This is a genomic window from Pseudomonas sp. SWRI18 (assembly GCF_014268345.1).
Lineage (GTDB): Bacteria > Pseudomonadota > Gammaproteobacteria > Pseudomonadales > Pseudomonadaceae > Aquipseudomonas > Aquipseudomonas cedrina.
The window spans coordinates 65,205-81,948 of sequence record NZ_JACCQQ010000006.1 but is presented as its reverse complement, the minus strand read 5'-3'; the positions used below and the strand labels follow the sequence as shown (position 1 = coordinate 81,948).

Annotated in this window: 15 protein-coding genes; 13 read left to right on the top strand and 2 right to left on the bottom strand. The window is 59.9% G+C overall.

Features of this window, described 5'->3' with window-relative positions:
* Positions 1–3: 3 nt before the first annotated feature.
* The gene (gene clpS, locus H0Z09_RS09115) at positions 4–372 is read right to left on the bottom strand and encodes an ATP-dependent Clp protease adapter ClpS (RefSeq protein ID WP_076950793.1); all 369 of its coding nucleotides are present in this window, start codon (positions 370–372) and stop codon (positions 4–6) included.
* 224 nt (positions 373–596) lie between these two features.
* On the opposite strand from clpS, the gene cspD reads away from it, so the two are divergent.
* Complete coding sequence (gene cspD, locus H0Z09_RS09110; RefSeq protein ID WP_186689820.1) at positions 597–872, top strand: cold shock domain-containing protein CspD; 276 nt, start codon at positions 597–599, stop codon at positions 870–872.
* Positions 873–936: 64 nt separating this feature from the next.
* Here cspD and icd read toward each other — a convergent pair whose 3' ends face one another.
* The gene (gene icd / locus H0Z09_RS09105) at positions 937–2,193 is read right to left on the bottom strand and encodes an NADP-dependent isocitrate dehydrogenase (protein ID WP_169375558.1); all 1,257 of its coding nucleotides are present in this window, start codon (positions 2,191–2,193) and stop codon (positions 937–939) included.
* A gap of 495 nt (positions 2,194–2,688) precedes the next feature.
* Here icd and H0Z09_RS09100 point away from each other — a divergent pair, with 495 nt between their 5' ends.
* The 12 genes from H0Z09_RS09100 (at position 2,689) to nuoC (ending at position 16,744) form a co-directional block, all read left to right on the top strand.
* Positions 2,689–4,914, top strand: a complete 2,226-nt coding sequence (locus tag H0Z09_RS09100) for an NADP-dependent isocitrate dehydrogenase (RefSeq protein WP_186689818.1) — start codon at positions 2,689–2,691, stop codon at positions 4,912–4,914.
* 433 nt (positions 4,915–5,347) lie between these two features.
* On the top strand, positions 5,348–5,794 hold the full coding sequence (locus H0Z09_RS09095; RefSeq protein WP_186689816.1) for an NUDIX hydrolase: 447 nt from the start codon (positions 5,348–5,350) through the stop codon (positions 5,792–5,794).
* Between the two features lie 59 nt (positions 5,795–5,853).
* On the top strand, positions 5,854–6,978 hold the full coding sequence (gene mnmA / locus H0Z09_RS09090; protein ID WP_076950797.1) for a tRNA 2-thiouridine(34) synthase MnmA: 1,125 nt from the start codon (positions 5,854–5,856) through the stop codon (positions 6,976–6,978).
* Entirely contained in the window at positions 6,975–7,598 is a 624-nt protein-coding gene (gene hflD, locus H0Z09_RS09085) for a high frequency lysogenization protein HflD (protein ID WP_016969254.1), read from the top strand. Before mnmA ends, hflD begins: the two co-directional genes overlap by 4 nt.
* A 125-nt stretch (positions 7,599–7,723) precedes the next feature.
* Positions 7,724–9,094 carry an adenylosuccinate lyase gene (gene purB, locus H0Z09_RS09080; RefSeq protein WP_186689814.1) on the top strand — a complete coding sequence of 457 codons (1,371 nt, stop codon included), beginning with the start codon at positions 7,724–7,726 and terminating at the stop codon, positions 9,092–9,094.
* 83 nt (positions 9,095–9,177) lie between these two features.
* Entirely contained in the window at positions 9,178–10,344 is a 1,167-nt protein-coding gene (locus tag H0Z09_RS09075) for a cupin domain-containing protein (protein ID WP_186689812.1), read from the top strand.
* Positions 10,337–10,759, top strand: coding sequence for a GNAT family N-acetyltransferase (locus H0Z09_RS09070; RefSeq protein WP_186689810.1), 423 nt, complete (start codon positions 10,337–10,339; stop codon positions 10,757–10,759). Before H0Z09_RS09075 ends, H0Z09_RS09070 begins: the two co-directional genes overlap by 8 nt.
* 229 nt (positions 10,760–10,988) lie before the next feature.
* Positions 10,989–11,726, top strand: a complete 738-nt coding sequence (locus tag H0Z09_RS09065; protein WP_186689808.1) for a secretin N-terminal domain-containing protein — start codon at positions 10,989–10,991, stop codon at positions 11,724–11,726.
* Positions 11,727–11,903: 177 nt separating this feature from the next.
* A complete protein-coding gene (gene aceA / locus H0Z09_RS09060; RefSeq protein ID WP_186689806.1) occupies positions 11,904–13,229 on the top strand; it encodes an isocitrate lyase in 1,326 nt (441 codons plus the stop codon).
* Positions 13,230–13,788: 559 nt separating this feature from the next.
* Positions 13,789–14,202: an NADH-quinone oxidoreductase subunit A gene (locus tag H0Z09_RS09055; RefSeq protein WP_015372409.1), complete on the top strand. Its 414-nt coding sequence runs from the start codon at positions 13,789–13,791 to the stop codon at positions 14,200–14,202.
* Positions 14,203–14,212: 10 nt separating this feature from the next.
* Positions 14,213–14,887: an NADH-quinone oxidoreductase subunit B gene (locus H0Z09_RS09050; protein WP_076950803.1), complete on the top strand. Its 675-nt coding sequence runs from the start codon at positions 14,213–14,215 to the stop codon at positions 14,885–14,887.
* Between the two features lie 72 nt (positions 14,888–14,959).
* Positions 14,960–16,744, top strand: coding sequence for an NADH-quinone oxidoreductase subunit C/D (gene nuoC, locus H0Z09_RS09045; RefSeq protein ID WP_076950804.1), 1,785 nt, complete (start codon positions 14,960–14,962; stop codon positions 16,742–16,744).

Below are 16,744 nucleotides of genomic sequence, written 5' to 3'. Positions count from 1 at the left end.
GCGTTAACCGTCCTTCTCGATTTCACAGAGTAGCGGATGCTGGCTTTCCCTGGCGTACTGGTTGACCTGCATGGCCTTTGTCTCGGCGATGTCGCGGGTAAACACTCCACATACTGCCCGTCCTTCTGTGTGAACGGCCAGCATTACCTTGGTCGCCAACTCGCGGTTCAGGTTAAAAAACACCTCGAGCACTTCGACCACGAAATCCATCGGTGTGTAGTCATCATTGAACAAAACCACCTTGTACATCGGCGGCGCCTGTAGAGCAGGCTTGGCCTCCTGGACAGCAATGCCTGCAGAACCGTGGTCATCATGTTCCTGATCCGGTCGATCCTGATTGAATGTTAGTCGAATCTGGCTGTTTGCATGCATGGAAAGAAAGGTTCGTCAGTGGTTCAATTACAGTGGTGGGGGCGACCTGTCAGAATTTCAACTCTGACCGGCCGGTCGCCTTGACTATCGGCGAAACGGTGTTACAACCAATAGAACCCACAGTGGGTAAAAAAGGTCCGCGCAGTCAACCTTATTTATTCGGGTTAGGACGGATAAACTGGATGATACTCCAGTGATGGAGTCTGGTGCAGAGGGATATGGGTATGCCAATCGGTAAGGTCAAGTGGTTCAACAATGCCAAGGGGTTCGGTTTCATTATTGAAGACGGTAAGGATGAAGACCTGTTTGCGCACTATTCTGCGATTCAAATGGACGGATACAAGACGTTGAAGGCTGGCCAGGCCGTTAACTTCGATATCATCCAAGGACCGAAAGGGCTGCATGCCGTGAGCATCTCCGCCGCCATGGCTACCGTGCCTGCAGAAACAGCGTCAACAGCCGCTCTCAAAGAAAAGAAACACACGGCGCCAAGCGCGTAGATTGCCCTAAAAAAACCGGTCAGCTCAACCCATGAGATGACCGGTTTTTTTGTGCGCATTCCTTTTACATATGCGAAATCAACGCATCCCCAAAGCCCGACGACGACACCAGCGTCGCACCGTCCATCAGACGCTCGAAGTCATAGGTCACGGTCTTCGCTGAAATGGCGCCATTGGTGCCCTTGATAATCAAATCCGCCGCCTCGACCCAACCCATGTGACGCAGCATCATCTCCGCCGACAGGATCAACGAACCCGGATTGACCTGATCCTTGCCCGCATATTTAGGCGCAGTGCCATGGGTCGCCTCGAACATCGCCACGGTGTCGGACAGGTTGGCACCCGGCGCGATACCGATGCCGCCCACCTCCGCCGCCAGCGCATCGGACAGGTAGTCGCCGTTCAGGTTGAGGGTCGCGATCACGTCATATTCGGCCGGACGCAGCAGGATCTGCTGGAGCATGGCGTCGGCAATGGCGTCCTTGACCACCACATTCTTGCCGGTCCTGGGATTCTTGAACTGCATCCACGGGCCACCGTCGAGCAGCGTGGCGCCGAACTCTTCGGCCGCCACTTCGTAGGCCCATTCCTTGAAGGCCCCTTCGGTGAACTTCATGATGTTGCCTTTGTGCACGATGGTCAGCGACTCACGGTCGTTATCCACCACGTATTGCAGGGCCTTGCGCGCCAGGCGCTTGGTGCCCTCCTTGGAGACCGGCTTCACGCCAATCCCGCAATCCTGGTCGAAACGAATCTTGGTGACGCCCATTTCTTCCTTCAGGAACTTGATCACCTTGATCGCCTCGGGCGAGCCGGCCTTCCACTCGATCCCGGCGTAGATGTCCTCGGAGTTCTCGCGGAAGATGGTCATGTCCACATCGCCAGGTTTCTTGACCGGGCTGGGCACGCCTTCAAACCAGCGCACCGGGCGCAGGCAGACATAAAGGTCGAGTTGCTGGCGCAGGGCCACGTTCAGCGAGCGGATACCGCCGCCGACGGGCGTGGTCAGCGGGCCCTTGATGGACACCACGTAATCCTTGACCGCATCCAGGGTTTCCTGAGGTAGCCAGGTATCCTGGTCGTAGACTTGAGTCGCTTTTTCGCCGGCGTAAACCTCCATCCACGAGATTTTTCGCTTGCCGCCGTAGGCTTTTTCAACAGCAGCGTCGACCACCTTGATCATCACCGGGCTGATGTCGACGCCGATACCGTCACCTTCGATGTAAGGGATGATCGGTTGGTCAGGAACATTGAGAGAATGGTCTGCATTGACGGTGATTTTGTCGCCGACTGCCGGAACCTGAATCTTCTTGTATCCCATGCTGAACTCCATCTATGGATTGAACATCTGGCTGCGTCCGAGCCTACTCCAGATAAATGGCGACTGAAACCTCACGCCATGCTCATTTGCCTCGAAAACAGCATAATTTGTCGCCTACAAGCCTGAAAGCAAAGGGAAAAGCGCCAATCTTGAGCACATCGTGCGACTTTAGGCGCAACCCGGTACCTGCGACCTTTAGACCAATGGACGACACACCTTTTGTATGAAGGCTCGGCGTAAGCATAGCGACCTATGTATAATGCCGCCGCTGACCAAAGAGTCACGACCGCCGACCGCTCTGGAACAGACGCCTTCGGCTCGCAAAGCAGGACTATTACAATAGTCCACCCGCTTGACGCTCGACTGATGCAACCCAACATCACCGCGAAGAAACCTCGACATTTCGCTCATGGATGACTTTGAACGAACGCGCTCCACCCGGCGCATCTCGAGTTTCTGCGCACGCTTTCAGCAAAGAAGAGAGTTAATCCGAATATGCCCACCCGCTCGAAGATCATCTATACCTTCACCGACGAAGCCCCGGCCCTCGCCACCTATTCACTGCTGCCTATCGTAGAGGCCTTCACCGCTTCCGCTGATATTGCCGTGGAAACCCGCGACATCTCCCTCGCCGCGCGCATCCTCGCAAGCTTCCCCGAGCAATTGGGCGCCAAGGCCATCCCGGACCACCTCGCCGAACTGGGCGACCTGGCCGTTACGCCTGAAGCCAACATCATCAAGCTGCCTAACATCAGCGCCTCGACTCCGCAGCTGCAAGCCGCGATCAAGGAACTGCAGGCCCAGGGCTACGCCCTGCCGGACTACCCGGAAACCGTAACCACCGACGCGGAAAAAGAAACCCGTGCCCGTTACGACAAGGTCAAGGGCAGCGCCGTGAACCCGGTCCTGCGCGAAGGCAACTCTGACCGTCGCGCACCGCTGTCGGTCAAGAACTACGCGCGCAAGCACCCACACAAGATGGGCGCCTGGGCTGCCGACTCCAAGTCGCACATTGCCCACATGGACAATGGCGATTTCTACGGCAGCGAAAAAGCCGTGCAGATCGAAGCCGCCGATGCTGTCAAAATCGAGCTGATCGCCAAGGACGGCACCGCCACCGTCCTGAAGGAAAAGACCTCGGTACAGGCCGGTGAAATCATCGACACCGCCGTGCTGAGCAAGAAAGCCCTGCGCAGCTTCATCGCCGCCGAGATCGAAGACGCCAAGAAGCAAGGCGTGCTGCTGTCGGTTCACTTGAAAGCCACCATGATGAAGGTCTCCGACCCGATCATGTTCGGCCAGATCGTTGCCGAGTTCTATAAAGACGCCCTGACCAAGCACGCCGCCGTGCTCGAGCAGATCGGCTTTAACCTGAACAACGGCATCGGCGACCTGTACGCCCGCATCAAGGCGTTGCCGGCTGATCAGCAAGCGCAGATCGAAGCCGACATCCAGGCCGTCTACGCCGCTCGTCCGTCCCTGGCGATGGTCAACTCCGACAAAGGCATCACCAACCTGCACGTGCCGAGCGACGTCATCGTCGACGCCTCGATGCCAGCCATGATCCGTGACTCCGGCAAGATGTGGGGCACCGACGGCCAGTTGCACGACACCAAGGCCGTGATCCCGGATCGCTGCTACGCCACCATCTACCAGGCGGTCATCGAAGACTGCAAGGCCAATGGCGCGTTCGACCCGACCACCATGGGCAGCGTGCCAAACGTCGGCCTGATGGCGAAGAAAGCCGAAGAGTACGGCTCCCACGACAAGACCTTCCAGATCAAGGCTGACGGCGTGGTCCGCGTCACCGACAGCAAGGGCAACCTGCTGATGGAACAGAACGTCGAAGCCGGCGACATCTTCCGCATGTGCCAGACCAAAGACGCGCCGATCCAGGACTGGGTCAAGCTGGCCGTCAACCGCGCCCGCGCCAGCGGCACCCCGGCCATCTTCTGGCTGGACCCCAAGCGTGCGCACGACGGCGTCGTGGTCGAGAAAGTTCAGGCTTACCTCAAAGACCACAACACCGAAGGCCTGGACATCCGCATCATGTCGCCGGTCGAGGCGATGAAGTTCACCCTGGAGCGCACCCGCAAGGGCCTGGACACCATTTCGGTGACCGGCAACGTGCTGCGCGACTACCTGACCGACCTGTTCCCGATCATGGAACTGGGCACCAGCGCCAAGATGCTGTCGATCGTGCCGCTGATGAACGGCGGTGGCCTGTTCGAAACCGGCGCCGGCGGCTCGGCTCCGAAACACGTGCAGCAACTGGTGGAAGAGAACTTCCTGCGCTGGGATTCCCTGGGCGAGTTCCTGGCCCTGGCCGCGTCCCTTGAGCATTTGGGTGTGACGTACAACAACCCGAAAGCCCTGGTACTGTCCAAGACCCTGGACCAGGCCACCGGCCAGTTCCTCGACAACAACAAGTCGCCATCGCGTAAAGTCGGCAACATCGACAACCGCGGCAGCCACTTCTACCTGGCGCTGTACTGGGCACAAGCCCTGGCCGCCCAGACCGAAGACACCGCACTGCAAGCGCAGTTCGGCGAACTGGCCAAGACCCTGGCCGATAACGAGGCGACCATCGTTGCCGAGCTCAACGCGGTACAGGGCAAGCCAGTGGACATCGGCGGCTACTACGCGCCGAACCCTGAGCTGACCAGCCAGGCCATGCGTCCGAGCAACACCCTCAATGCGGCGATTGCCAAGTTGAAGTAAGGTTGTAACGATGCAAAGAAGCCCCGGCCCTGTGCCGGGGTTTCTGTTTGTGCCTACCACCCATGCAATTGAAGAAACCCAATCGAACGTGGGAGTTGGCTTGCCTGCGATAGGCACAGGTATCTACACATCTTTGTAGTGAGCGGGCTTGTCCCGCGCTGGGCTGCGAAGCGGCCCCAAACCAGGCGACTTATATTTATCTGGAACTCGGCGGCGTTTTTATTGGGGCGGCTTCGCCACCCAGCGCGGGACAAGCCCGCTCACTACAGATGCCCACATGCCCTCAGAAAAGATATGTAGATACCCATAGCTGCGATAGCGGTCTACCAGAAAGCTATTCAGCAACTGACCCACCGCTATCGCAGGCAAGCCAGCTCCCACATTGAATGCAATTTCTAACCAAGATCACGTCGCATCCAGAATCGAGGCACCCATGACCTGGCAACCCCACATCACTGTCGCCACCCTCGTCGAAGACAACGGCCGCTTCCTGATGGTCGAAGAACTCAAGGGCGGCCGCGCGGTGCTCAACCAGCCGGCCGGCCACCTTGACCCGGACGAAACCCTCACCGAAGCCGCCGTGCGCGAAACGCTTGAGGAAACCGGTTGGGACGTCGAGCCCACCGGCATCGTCGGCATCTACCTGTACACCGCCCCAAGCAATGGCGTGACCTATCAACGCGTCTGCTTTATCGCCAAGGCGCTGAAACACCACCCCGACTATCAACTCGACGAAGGCATCCTGCGCGCCCGCTGGCTGACCCGTGACGAGCTGATGGCCTTGCGCGACGACTGGCGCAGCGAGCTGATCATCCGCTGTATCGATGATTATCTGGCCGGCCACAGCCACAGTCTCGAATTGATCCGCCCTTCTCTTTAGCCTTGAAGGCTGGAGCCTGATAGAATCGCGTCCTTTTTCAAGACACCCGTTGAAACCCTATGCGTGATCCAGCCCCTTCTGACACACAAAAGAAGCGCGTCATCGTCGGCATGTCCGGCGGCGTGGATTCTTCCGTTTCCGCCGTTCTGCTCATGGAGCAGGGCTATGAGGTGGAAGGCCTGTTCATGAAGAACTGGGAAGAAGACGATGGAACGGAATATTGCACCGCCATGGACGACCTGGCGGATGCCCAGGCCGTGTGTGACAAGATCGGTATCAAGCTGCACACCGCCAACTTCGCCGCCGAGTACTGGGACAATGTGTTCGAGCACTTCCTGGCCGAGTACAAGGCCGGCCGCACGCCGAACCCGGATATCCTGTGCAACCGCGAGATCAAGTTCAAGGCGTTCCTCGACTACGCCATGATGCTCGGTGCCGACCTGATTGCCACCGGCCACTACGTGCGCCGTCGCGATATCGATGGCCGCACCGAACTGCTCAAGGGGCTGGACCCGAACAAGGACCAAAGCTACTTCCTGCACGCCGTCGGCGCTGAACAGATCGCCAAGACCCTGTTTCCGGTGGGCGAGCTGGAAAAACCCGAAGTGCGCAGGATCGCCGAGCAACACGGCCTGGCCACCGCCAAGAAGAAGGATTCCACCGGCATCTGCTTTATCGGCGAGCGGCGTTTCAGCGACTTCCTCAAGCAGTACCTGCCGGCGCAACCGGGCGAGATCAAGACGACCGAAGGCGATGTCATCGGCCGCCACCACGGCCTGATGTACCACACCATCGGCCAGCGTCAGGGCCTGGGCATTGGCGGCTTGAAAGACGCAGGCGAAGAGCCGTGGTACGTGCTGGTCAAGGACCTGGAAAACAACGTGCTGGTCGTCGGCCAGGGTAACGAACACCCGCTGCTGTTCTCCGGCGCGCTGCTGGCTTCGGAGATCTACTGGGTCAACCCGATCGACCTGAGTACGCCACGTCGCCTGACCGCCAAGGTGCGTTATCGCCAGGGCGACCAAGCCTGCACTCTGGAAAAAACCGCCAGCGGCTACCGCGCCACCTTTGATGAGCCGCAACGCGCGGTCACCCCTGGCCAGTCCGTGGTGTTCTACGACGGTGAGATTTGCCTGGGCGGCGGCGTGATTGAAGTCGCGCAGGCCTGGGGCACCCCGGCATGAGCCCGACCCAGGAGCAGTTGACCGCACTCGGCGGGGTTTTCCTCGCCGCGGTACTGGTGGACAAAATCGCCAAGACCGGCCAGGTCACCGAGGCCGGCCTGACCTGCATGCTCGGCAGCCTGCTGATCCGCGACCCCAAGGACACCCTTGAGGTCTACGGTGGCGATGACCTGGCGCTGCGTGAAGGCTACCGCGCGCTGATCGGCGCCCTGGAGCGCGACCCCAGCACTTTGCAGCGCGAACCGTTGCGCTACGCCCTGTCGATGCTCGGCCTGGAGCGTCAACTGGCCAAGCGCGAAGACATGCTGGAAACCATCGGCAAGCGACTGCCGCAGATCCAGTCGCAGGTGGAGCACTTCGGCCCGGCTCATGAAAACGTGATCGCCGCCTGTGGCGCGCTTTACCAGGACACCTTGAGTACCTTGCGCCAGCGCATTCAGGTGCACGGCGACATGCGCAACCTGCAACAACCGAACAACGCCTCGAAAATCCGCGCGCTGCTGCTGGCGGGTATTCGTTCGGCGCGGTTGTGGCGCCAGTTGGGCGGGCATCGCTGGCAACTGGTGATCAGCCGGCGCAAATTGCTCAAAGAGCTTTACCCGTTGATGCGCAACGAATAAGTCGCACCCGCGGGCTTTTTTCAAGCCGTTACGCGTAATACGCCGGTCAGTTGGCAACGGACCGGCGGATTTTTTCATGTATGATACGCGCCCCATTTCGTTGCCCGACTGTCCGAGAACACCCCATGCAGCTCTCTTCGCTCACTGCGGTTTCCCCTGTTGACGGCCGCTACGCCGGCAAAACCCAGGCCCTGCGCCCTATTTTCAGCGAATACGGCCTGATCCGTGCTCGCGTGCTGGTTGAAGTGCGCTGGCTCCAGCGCCTGGCCGCTCACCCCGCTATCAGCGAAGTGCCGGCGTTTTCCGCCGAGGCCAACGCTGTCTTGAATACCCTGGCGGAAAACTTCTCCCTGGAGCACGCCGAGCGTGTGAAAGAGATCGAGCGCACCACCAACCACGACGTAAAAGCCATCGAATACCTGCTCAAGGAGCAGGCGGCCAAGCTGCCGGAACTGGCCCAGGTCAGCGAGTTCATCCACTTCGCCTGCACCAGCGAGGACATCAACAACCTGTCCCACGCCCTGATGCTGCGCGAAGGCCGCGATGACGTGATGCTGCCACTGATGCGCCAGACCGCCGACGCGATTCGCGAACTGGCCATCCGCTTCGCCGACGTGCCGATGTTGTCGCGCACCCACGGTCAGCCGGCGTCGCCGACCACTTTGGGCAAGGAACTGGCCAACGTGGTGTACCGCCTCGAGCGCCAGGTCGCTCAGGTCGCGGCTGTCCCGCTGCTGGGCAAGATCAACGGCGCCGTCGGCAACTACAACGCGCACCTGTCGGCCTACCCTGAGATCGACTGGGAAGCCAACGCCCGCGCCTTCATCGAAGACGAACTGGGCCTGGGCTTCAACCCGTACACCACGCAGATCGAACCGCACGACTACATTGCCGAACTGTTCGACGCCATTGCACGCTTCAACACCATCCTGATCGATTTTGACCGCGATATCTGGGGCTACATCTCCCTGGGCTATTTCAAGCAGCGCACCATTGCCGGTGAAATCGGTTCGTCGACCATGCCGCACAAGGTCAACCCGATCGACTTCGAAAACTCCGAAGGCAACCTCGGCATCGCCAACGCGCTGTTCCAGCATCTGGCCAGCAAGTTGCCGATCTCGCGCTGGCAGCGCGACCTGACCGACTCCACCGTACTGCGCAACCTCGGCGTGGGCTTTGCCCACAGCGTGATCGCGTACGAAGCCAGCCTCAAGGGCATCAGCAAGCTTGAGCTCAACGCGCAGAAGATCGCCGCTGACCTGGACGCCTGCTGGGAAGTCCTGGCCGAGCCGATCCAGACCGTGATGCGTCGCTACAACATCGAAAACCCCTACGAGAAGCTCAAAGAGTTGACGCGCGGCAAGGGCATTACCTCCCAAGCGCTGCAAACTTTCATCGACGGCCTGGACATGCCAGCCGCGGCCAAGGCCGAGCTGAAGCTGCTGACCCCGGCCAACTACATCGGCAACGCTGTCGAGCAAGCCAAGCGCATCTGATCCACGCAAGACCCTTGAGACGCCCGGCCGCGCCGGGCGTTTTTATTCCAGTCTTAAAAGTGCTTTTTTTCAATAGGTTACACATGAATCCTGATATCCCTCTTCAACTTCTGGGCGGCATCACGGCACGGGAATTCCTGCGCGATTACTGGCAGAAGAAACCCTTGCTGATCCGCCAGGCCATCCCTGACTTCGAAAGCCCGATCGACGCCGACGAACTGGCTGGCCTGGCGCTGGAAGAAGAAGTCGAATCGCGCCTGGTGATCGAACACGGCGAACGCCCATGGGAACTGCGTCGCGGCCCGTTCGCCGAAGACACCTTCAGCACCTTGCCCGAGCGCGAGTGGACCCTGCTGGTGCAGGCGGTCGACCAGTTCGTGCCGGAAGTCGCCGAGCTGCTGGAACAGTTCCGCTTCCTGCCGAGCTGGCGCATCGACGATGTGATGATCAGCTTCGCCGCGCCGGGTGGCAGCGTCGGTCCGCACTTCGATAACTACGATGTGTTCCTGCTGCAAGCCCAGGGCAAGCGCAACTGGAAGATCGGCCAGATGTGCAGCTCCGAGAGCCCATTGCTGCAGCACGCCGACCTGCGCATCCTCGCCGACTTCGAAGAAAGCGCCGAATGGGTGCTGGAACCGGGCGACATGCTCTACCTGCCGCCGCGCCTGGCGCATTTCGGCATCGCTGAAGATGACTGCATGACCTACTCGGTCGGGTTCCGCGCACCGAGCGCCGCTGAAGTGCTGACCCACTTCACCGACTTCCTCGCCCAATACCTGACCGACGAAGAACGCTACACCGACGCCGACGCCCAGCCGGTCAGCGACCCGCACCAGATCCAGAGCGACGCCCTCGACCGCCTCAAGAGCCTGCTGGCCGAGCACATGAGCGACGAGCGCATGCTGCTGACCTGGTTCGGCCAATTCATGACCGAGCCGCGCTACCCGGAAATGGTCGCCGGTGAAGAAGTGGCCGAAGAGGATTTCGTCAGCAGCCTGCAAGACGGTGCGATCCTGGTGCGCAACCCGAGCGCACGCATGGCCTGGTCGGAAGTGGACGACGACGTGCTGCTGTTCGCCAGCGGCCAGAGCCGTTACCTGCCGGGCAAGCTGCGCGAGTTGCTCAAACTGATCTGCGCCGCCGACGCCCTGCACGCCGACAACCTAGGCCCATGGCTGGCGGACGAAGACGGCCGCGACCTGCTGTGCGAACTGGTCAAGCAAGGAAGCCTGGGATTTGCCGATGAATAAGATTCACGTGAGTGTCGCGGATTGGCAAAAGGACATCGCCGAGATCAGGCGCATTCGTGAAGCGGTGTTTATCGCCGAACAATCGGTTCCACCCGAGCTGGAATGGGACGCGGACGACGCCGGTGCGATGCACTTTCTGGCGTTCGAGGGCGACTTCCCGATTGGCACCGCTCGGCTGCTGCCCAGTGGCGAGATCGGCCGCGTGTCGGTCCTCAAGGACTGGCGCGGGCTGAAGGTCGGCGACAAGCTGATGGAAACGGTGATCGGCGTCGCCGAGAAGCGCGGCCAGACTCGGCAGTTTCTGAGTGCCCAGGTGTATGCGGCGCCGTTCTATGAGCGGCTGGGTTTCAAGATCGTCAGCGACGAGTTTCTTGAAGTCGGGATTCCGCATGTGGACATGGTGCGCGGGGACTGATCCGAAACCGCGCTGTCTCGTTCGCGAGCAAGCCCGCTCCCACATTTGACCGCATTCCAAGGGATGTACTCGGTCAAATGTGGGAGCGGGCTTGCTCGCGAAGGCCATTTCAGCAACACCTCAAAATGCCCTGCCTGCCAGGGCATTTTGCCGTCTACGATTCAATTTGCGACCCCTCAGGCCGACAAACTGGCACTATCCAGCCAAATGACTCGCAGAGATCACGGACATGTCCCTACGCACCCTGCTCACCGCCCTCCTCCTGACCGTCAGCGTCTCGGCCGTGGCCGACACCGCAGTCGTCAACCTGAGCAACCGCACCAGCGCCGACCTGCTGCCCGTGGCGCAGAACTTCATCGGCAAGGACGGCACCGTCAGCGCCTATGGCAACCAGCTGATCGTTAACGCTGACCCCGCAAAAATCGAAGGCCTGCGCGCCTTGCTATCCCAGCTCGACACTCCGGCCAAACGCCTGCTGATCACCGTCGACACCAATGAAACCAACCAGCAGAACCGCGGCGACAGCCAGGCCCGCATCATCAGCTACGGCACCACCAGCCGAGATGGCGGCATCCAGCAGATCCAGGCCAGCGAAGGCATCCCCGCACTGATTCAGGTGGGCCAGAGCGTACCGCTGACCACCACCCAGCCAGACAGCTATGGCCGCCCGCAGAACCAGACCCAATACCGTAACGTCACCCAGGGTTTCTACGTGACCGCCAGCGTCACCGGCGAGACCGTTCACCTGGCGATCAGTACCAACCGTGACCGCATGGGCCAGGAACGTCCCGATGTAGTGAACGTGCAAAGCACCGACACAACGGTCAGCGGACGCCTCGGCGAGTGGATCACCCTGGCCGGGATCAATCGCCAAACCCAGGCTGACAAATCCTCTACAACCCGCAGTTACTCTACTCAGGGCCGCGACGACCTGACTGTACGGGTCAAGGTCGACACCTTGAACTGAAGCACCAAAAACTGACTGATGAGTCGTATTAGACCAAAGATGTAGTGCTTTGAAAAAAGCACTACAAAATGTTTGACGACCCCAAAAAGGCTGTGCATGATGGCCTCGCTCCCGCTAATCAGGGCCCTGGCAAGGGCCTTCGAACCCTTACAAAATGCGACGACGAGGTTTATCTACATGGCACTGACACGCGAACAGCAAATTGCAGCCCTCGAGAAAGACTGGGCTGAAAACCCACGCTGGAAAGGCGTGACCCGCGCTTATTCCGCTGCTGACGTCGTCCGCCTGCGCGGCTCGGTTCAACCTGAGCATACCTTTGCAAAACTCGGCGCCGAGAAACTGTGGAACCTGGTGACCCAAGGGGCCAAGCCGTCCTTTCGTCCCGACAAAGACTTCGTCAACTGCATGGGCGCCCTCACTGGCGGCCAGGCAGTGCAGCAGGTGAAAGCCGGTATCCAGGCGATCTACCTGTCCGGCTGGCAAGTGGCGGCGGACAACAACTCCGCCGAATCCATGTACCCCGACCAATCGCTGTACCCGGTGGACTCGGTGCCTACCGTGGTCAAGCGCATCAACAACGCGTTCCGTCGCGCCGACCAGATCCAGTGGAAAGCCGGCAAAGGCCCGGGCGATGAAGGCTACATCGACTACTTCGCACCCATCGTGGCGGATGCCGAAGCCGGCTTTGGCGGCGTACTCAACGCCTACGAACTGATGAAGAGCATGATCGAGGCAGGCGCTGCCGGCGTGCACTTCGAAGACCAGCTTGCGTCAGTGAAAAAATGCGGTCATATGGGCGGCAAGGTACTGGTGCCTACCCAGGAAGCCGTACAGAAGCTGACCGCCGCGCGCCTGGCCGCTGACGTGGCCGGCACGCCGACCATCATTTTGGCGCGTACCGACGCCAACGCCGCCGACCTGCTGACCTCGGACTGCGACCCGTACGACTTGCCATTCGTGACTGGCGAGCGCACCCAGGAAGGTTTCTACAAGGTGCGTGCCGGTCTCGACCAGGCGATCGCCCGCGGCCTGGCCTACGCGCCGTACGCCGACCTGATCTGGTGCGAAACCGCCAAGCCGGACCTGGACGAAGCGCGTCGTTTCGCTGAAGCGATCAAGAAGGAATACCCGGACCAACTGCTGTCCTACAACTGCTCGCCTTCCTTCAACTGGAAGAAAAACCTGGACGACGCGACCATCGCCAAGTTCCAGCGCGAACTGTCCGCCATGGGCTACAAGCACCAGTTCATCACCCTGGCCGGCATTCACAACATGTGGCACAGCATGTTCAACCTGGCGCACGACTACGCCCGCAACGACATGACCGCCTACGTGAAGCTGCAAGAGCAGGAATTTGCTGACGCAGCGAAGGGCTACACCTTCGTGGCGCACCAGCAAGAGGTGGGCACCGGCTACTTCGACGACATGACCACCGTGATCCAGGGCGGCACCTCGTCCGTGACCGCGCTGACCGGCTCGACCGAAGAAGAGCAGTTCCACTGATCCACTGAGTACACGGCCACTGCGGCCCCAAGGAAGACCTAACCGCAGTGCCGCACAGCGATCACGCCCCGACTGGTTCGGGGCGTTTTTTTGTTTTCAGGAATTCCCCGGACATCCCACAGGGCAATGCATTCAGCTTCAGGTTTTGTGCAAAAACATTGATCCAGAGCGGTATTAACGCTCGCAAAAACGGTTAAAAGATCCCCGTCGGCAACTAAGCGACAAACCAGCAAGTAACGGCAACTTCCCTCGCCACACGAGAAACATTCGCTTAAACCCCACGCAAACAATATTCATTATCATTTGGCGCCTGGAAACTTCGTTACCCGTTAAACAAAACACAATTGATTAAATGCCCGCTGATGCCCGCCACACAAGGGCTGCAGCCCCAAGAAGGTGCACTATGTGGTTATTCAACCGAATAATTTCGCCTTGGGAATTTTACTTGCCCGGTGTTTAGCCATAAAATCATCCCGATTGATTGCAGTGCGACATATCGTCACTGCGTCGTTACTTTTTCGAGCTCAGAGACCTTTGCTCTCTGTTAAGGATTTCCAGCATGACCGAAGCGACAGGACTCATCGCCCACAACTGGGGCTTTGCCATTTTCCTCCTCGGTGTCGTGGGCCTCTGCGCCTTCATGCTCGGCGTGTCCAGCCTCCTCGGGTCAAAAGCCTGGGGTCGCAGCAAAAACGAACCGTTCGAATCCGGCATGCTGCCTACAGGTGGCGCCCGCTTGCGGCTCTCAGCCAAATTCTATCTGGTCGCGATGCTGTTCGTGATCTTCGATATCGAAGCCCTTTTTCTCTTTGCCTGGTCTGTGTCCGTCCGCGAAAGCGGCTGGACCGGATTCGTCGAAGCCCTCGTTTTCATAGCAATTCTGTTGGCAGGCCTTGTCTACCTATTCCGAGTGGGCGCCCTTGACTGGGCTCCGGAAGCTCGTCGTAAGCGGCAAGCGAAGCTGAAACAATGAGGCTTTGGCGATGCAATACAATCTCACCAGGATCGACCCGGATGCTCCTAACGAGCAGTACCCCATCGGCAAGCGGGAAACCGTTTCCGACCCGTTAGAAGACCAAGTCCACAAGAACATCTATATGGGCAAGCTCGAAGACGTGCTGAATGGCGCGGTCAACTGGGGGCGTAAAAACTCCCTGTGGCCGTACAATTTCGGTCTTTCGTGCTGCTACGTGGAAATGACCACCGCCTTCACGGCGCCCCACGACATCGCGCGCTTTGGCGCCGAGGTTATCCGGGCATCACCGCGCCAGGCGGATTTCATGGTTATCGCCGGTACGCCGTTCCTGAAAATGGCCCCCATCATCCAGCGCCTGTATGAACAGATGCTGGAACCCAAGTGGGTCATTTCCATGGGCGCCTGTGCCAATTCCGGCGGCATGTACGACATCTATTCCGTGGTTCAGGGGGTCGACAAGTTCCTCCCGGTGGATGTCTATGTGCCCGGCTGCCCGCCCCGCCCCGAAGCGTTCCTGCAAGGCTTGATGCTGCTGCAGGAATCGATCGGACAGGAGCGTCGCCCGTTGTCCTGGGTCGTCGGCGATCAAGGCGTGTATCGCGCCGACATGCCGTCGCAAAAGGAACAGCGCCGCGAACAGCGAATCGCAGTCACCAATCTGCGCAGCCCCGACGAAGTCTGATCCAGCTCAGCTCTGCATAAGAAACGAGACACTGGCTTCATTCTTTACGTTGACCGAAAGCGATAAATAACCATGACTACAGGCAGTGCTCTGTACATCCCGCCTTATAAGGCAAACGACCAGGACGTGGTCGTCGAACTGAACAACCGTTTTGGCGCCGAGGCGTTCACCGCCCAGGAGACCCGCACCGGCATGCCCGTGTTGTGGGTTGCCCGCGCCAGGCTCATCGAAGTCCTGACCTTCCTGCGCAACCTGCCCAAGCCCTACGTCATGCTCTATGACCTGCATGGCGTGGACGAGCGTCTGCGCACCAAGCGCCAGGGCTTGCCGACTGGCGCCGATTTCACCGTGTTCTACCACTTGATGTCGCTGGAACGTAACAGCGACGTGATGCTCAAGGTCGCCCTGTCCGAAAGCGACCTGAGCGTACCGACCGTGACCGGCATCTGGCCGAACGCCAACTGGTACGAGCGTGAAGTCTGGGACATGTTCGGTATCGACTTCCCGGGCCACCCGCACCTGACCCGCATCATGATGCCACCGACCTGGGAAGGTCACCCGCTGCGCAAGGACTTCCCGGCGCGCGCCACCGAGTTCGACCCCTACAGCCTTACCCTGGCCAAGCAACAGCTCGAGGAAGAAGCGGCGCGTTTCAACCCGGAAGACTGGGGCATGAAGCGTTCGGGCACCAACGAGGACTACATGTTCCTCAACCTGGGCCCCAACCACCCTTCGGCTCACGGTGCCTTCCGGATCATCCTGCAGCTGGACGGTGAAGAAATCGTCGACTGCGTACCAGACATCGGCTACCACCACCGTGGTGCCGAGAAGATGGGCGAGCGCCAGTCGTGGCACAGCTACATCCCCTACACCGACCGCATCGACTACCTCGGCGGCGTGATGAACAACCTGCCGTACGTGCTCTCGGTCGAGAAGCTGGCCGGCATCAAGGTACCGGACCGCGTCGACACCATCCGCATCATGATGGCTGAGTTCTTCCGGATCACCAGCCACCTGCTGTTCCTGGGTACCTACATCCAGGACGTGGGCGCCATGACGCCGGTGTTTTTCACCTTCACCGACCGCCAGAAAGCCTACACCGTGATCGAAGCGATCACGGGCTTTCGCCTGCACCCGGCCTGGTACCGCATCGGCGGTGTGGCCCACGACCTCCCGCGCGGCTGGGAACGCCTGGTCAAGGAATTCATCGACTGGATGCCCAAGCGCCTGGACGAATACCAGAAAGCCGCCCTGGACAACAGCATCCTCAAGGGTCGTACCATCGGCGTCGCCCAGTACAACACCAAGGAAGCGCTGGAATGGGGCGTTACCGGCCCAAGCCTGCGCGCTACCGGCCTGGACTTCGACTTGCGCAAGGCGCGCCCATACTCGGGCTACGAAAACTTCGAGTTCGAGGTGCCGCTGGCGGCCAAGGGCGATGCCTACGACCGCTGCATCGTGCGCGTCGAAGAAATGCGCCAGAGCCTGAAGATCATCGAGCAGTGCATGCGCAACATGCCGGCAGGCCCGTACAAGGCGGATCACCCGCTGACCACGCCGCCGCCCAAAGAGCGCACGCTGCAGCACATCGAAACCCTGATCACGCACTTCCTGCAGGTTTCGTGGGGCCCGGTGATGCCGGCCAACGAATCCTTCCAGATGATTGAAGCGACCAAGGGTATCAACAGTTATTACCTGACGAGCGATGGCGGCACCATGAGCTACCGCACCCGGATTCGTACGCCAAGCTTCCCGCACTTGCAGCAGATCCCTTCGGTGATCAAAGGCGAGATGGTCGCGGACTTGATTGCGTACCTGGGTAGTATCGATTTCGTTATGGCCGACGTGGACCGCTAA

What these genes read in the sequence shown, in the direction of transcription:
- clpS (WP_076950793.1), bottom strand. Translation starts at nt 372, where the DNA reads ATGCATGCAAACAGCCAGATTCGACTAACATTCAATCAGGATCGACCG.
- cspD (WP_186689820.1), top strand. Translation starts at nt 597, where the DNA reads ATGCCAATCGGTAAGGTCAAGTGGTTCAACAATGCCAAGGGGTTCGGT.
- icd (WP_169375558.1), bottom strand. Translation starts at nt 2,193, where the DNA reads ATGGGATACAAGAAGATTCAGGTTCCGGCAGTCGGCGACAAAATCACC.
- H0Z09_RS09100 (WP_186689818.1), top strand. Translation starts at nt 2,689, where the DNA reads ATGCCCACCCGCTCGAAGATCATCTATACCTTCACCGACGAAGCCCCG.
- H0Z09_RS09095 (WP_186689816.1), top strand. Translation starts at nt 5,348, where the DNA reads ATGACCTGGCAACCCCACATCACTGTCGCCACCCTCGTCGAAGACAAC.
- mnmA (WP_076950797.1), top strand. Translation starts at nt 5,854, where the DNA reads ATGCGTGATCCAGCCCCTTCTGACACACAAAAGAAGCGCGTCATCGTC.
- hflD (WP_016969254.1), top strand. Translation starts at nt 6,975, where the DNA reads ATGAGCCCGACCCAGGAGCAGTTGACCGCACTCGGCGGGGTTTTCCTC.
- purB (WP_186689814.1), top strand. Translation starts at nt 7,724, where the DNA reads ATGCAGCTCTCTTCGCTCACTGCGGTTTCCCCTGTTGACGGCCGCTAC.
- H0Z09_RS09075 (WP_186689812.1), top strand. Translation starts at nt 9,178, where the DNA reads ATGAATCCTGATATCCCTCTTCAACTTCTGGGCGGCATCACGGCACGG.
- H0Z09_RS09070 (WP_186689810.1), top strand. Translation starts at nt 10,337, where the DNA reads ATGAATAAGATTCACGTGAGTGTCGCGGATTGGCAAAAGGACATCGCC.
- H0Z09_RS09065 (WP_186689808.1), top strand. Translation starts at nt 10,989, where the DNA reads ATGTCCCTACGCACCCTGCTCACCGCCCTCCTCCTGACCGTCAGCGTC.
- aceA (WP_186689806.1), top strand. Translation starts at nt 11,904, where the DNA reads ATGGCACTGACACGCGAACAGCAAATTGCAGCCCTCGAGAAAGACTGG.
- H0Z09_RS09055 (WP_015372409.1), top strand. Translation starts at nt 13,789, where the DNA reads ATGACCGAAGCGACAGGACTCATCGCCCACAACTGGGGCTTTGCCATT.
- H0Z09_RS09050 (WP_076950803.1), top strand. Translation starts at nt 14,213, where the DNA reads ATGCAATACAATCTCACCAGGATCGACCCGGATGCTCCTAACGAGCAG.
- nuoC (WP_076950804.1), top strand. Translation starts at nt 14,960, where the DNA reads ATGACTACAGGCAGTGCTCTGTACATCCCGCCTTATAAGGCAAACGAC.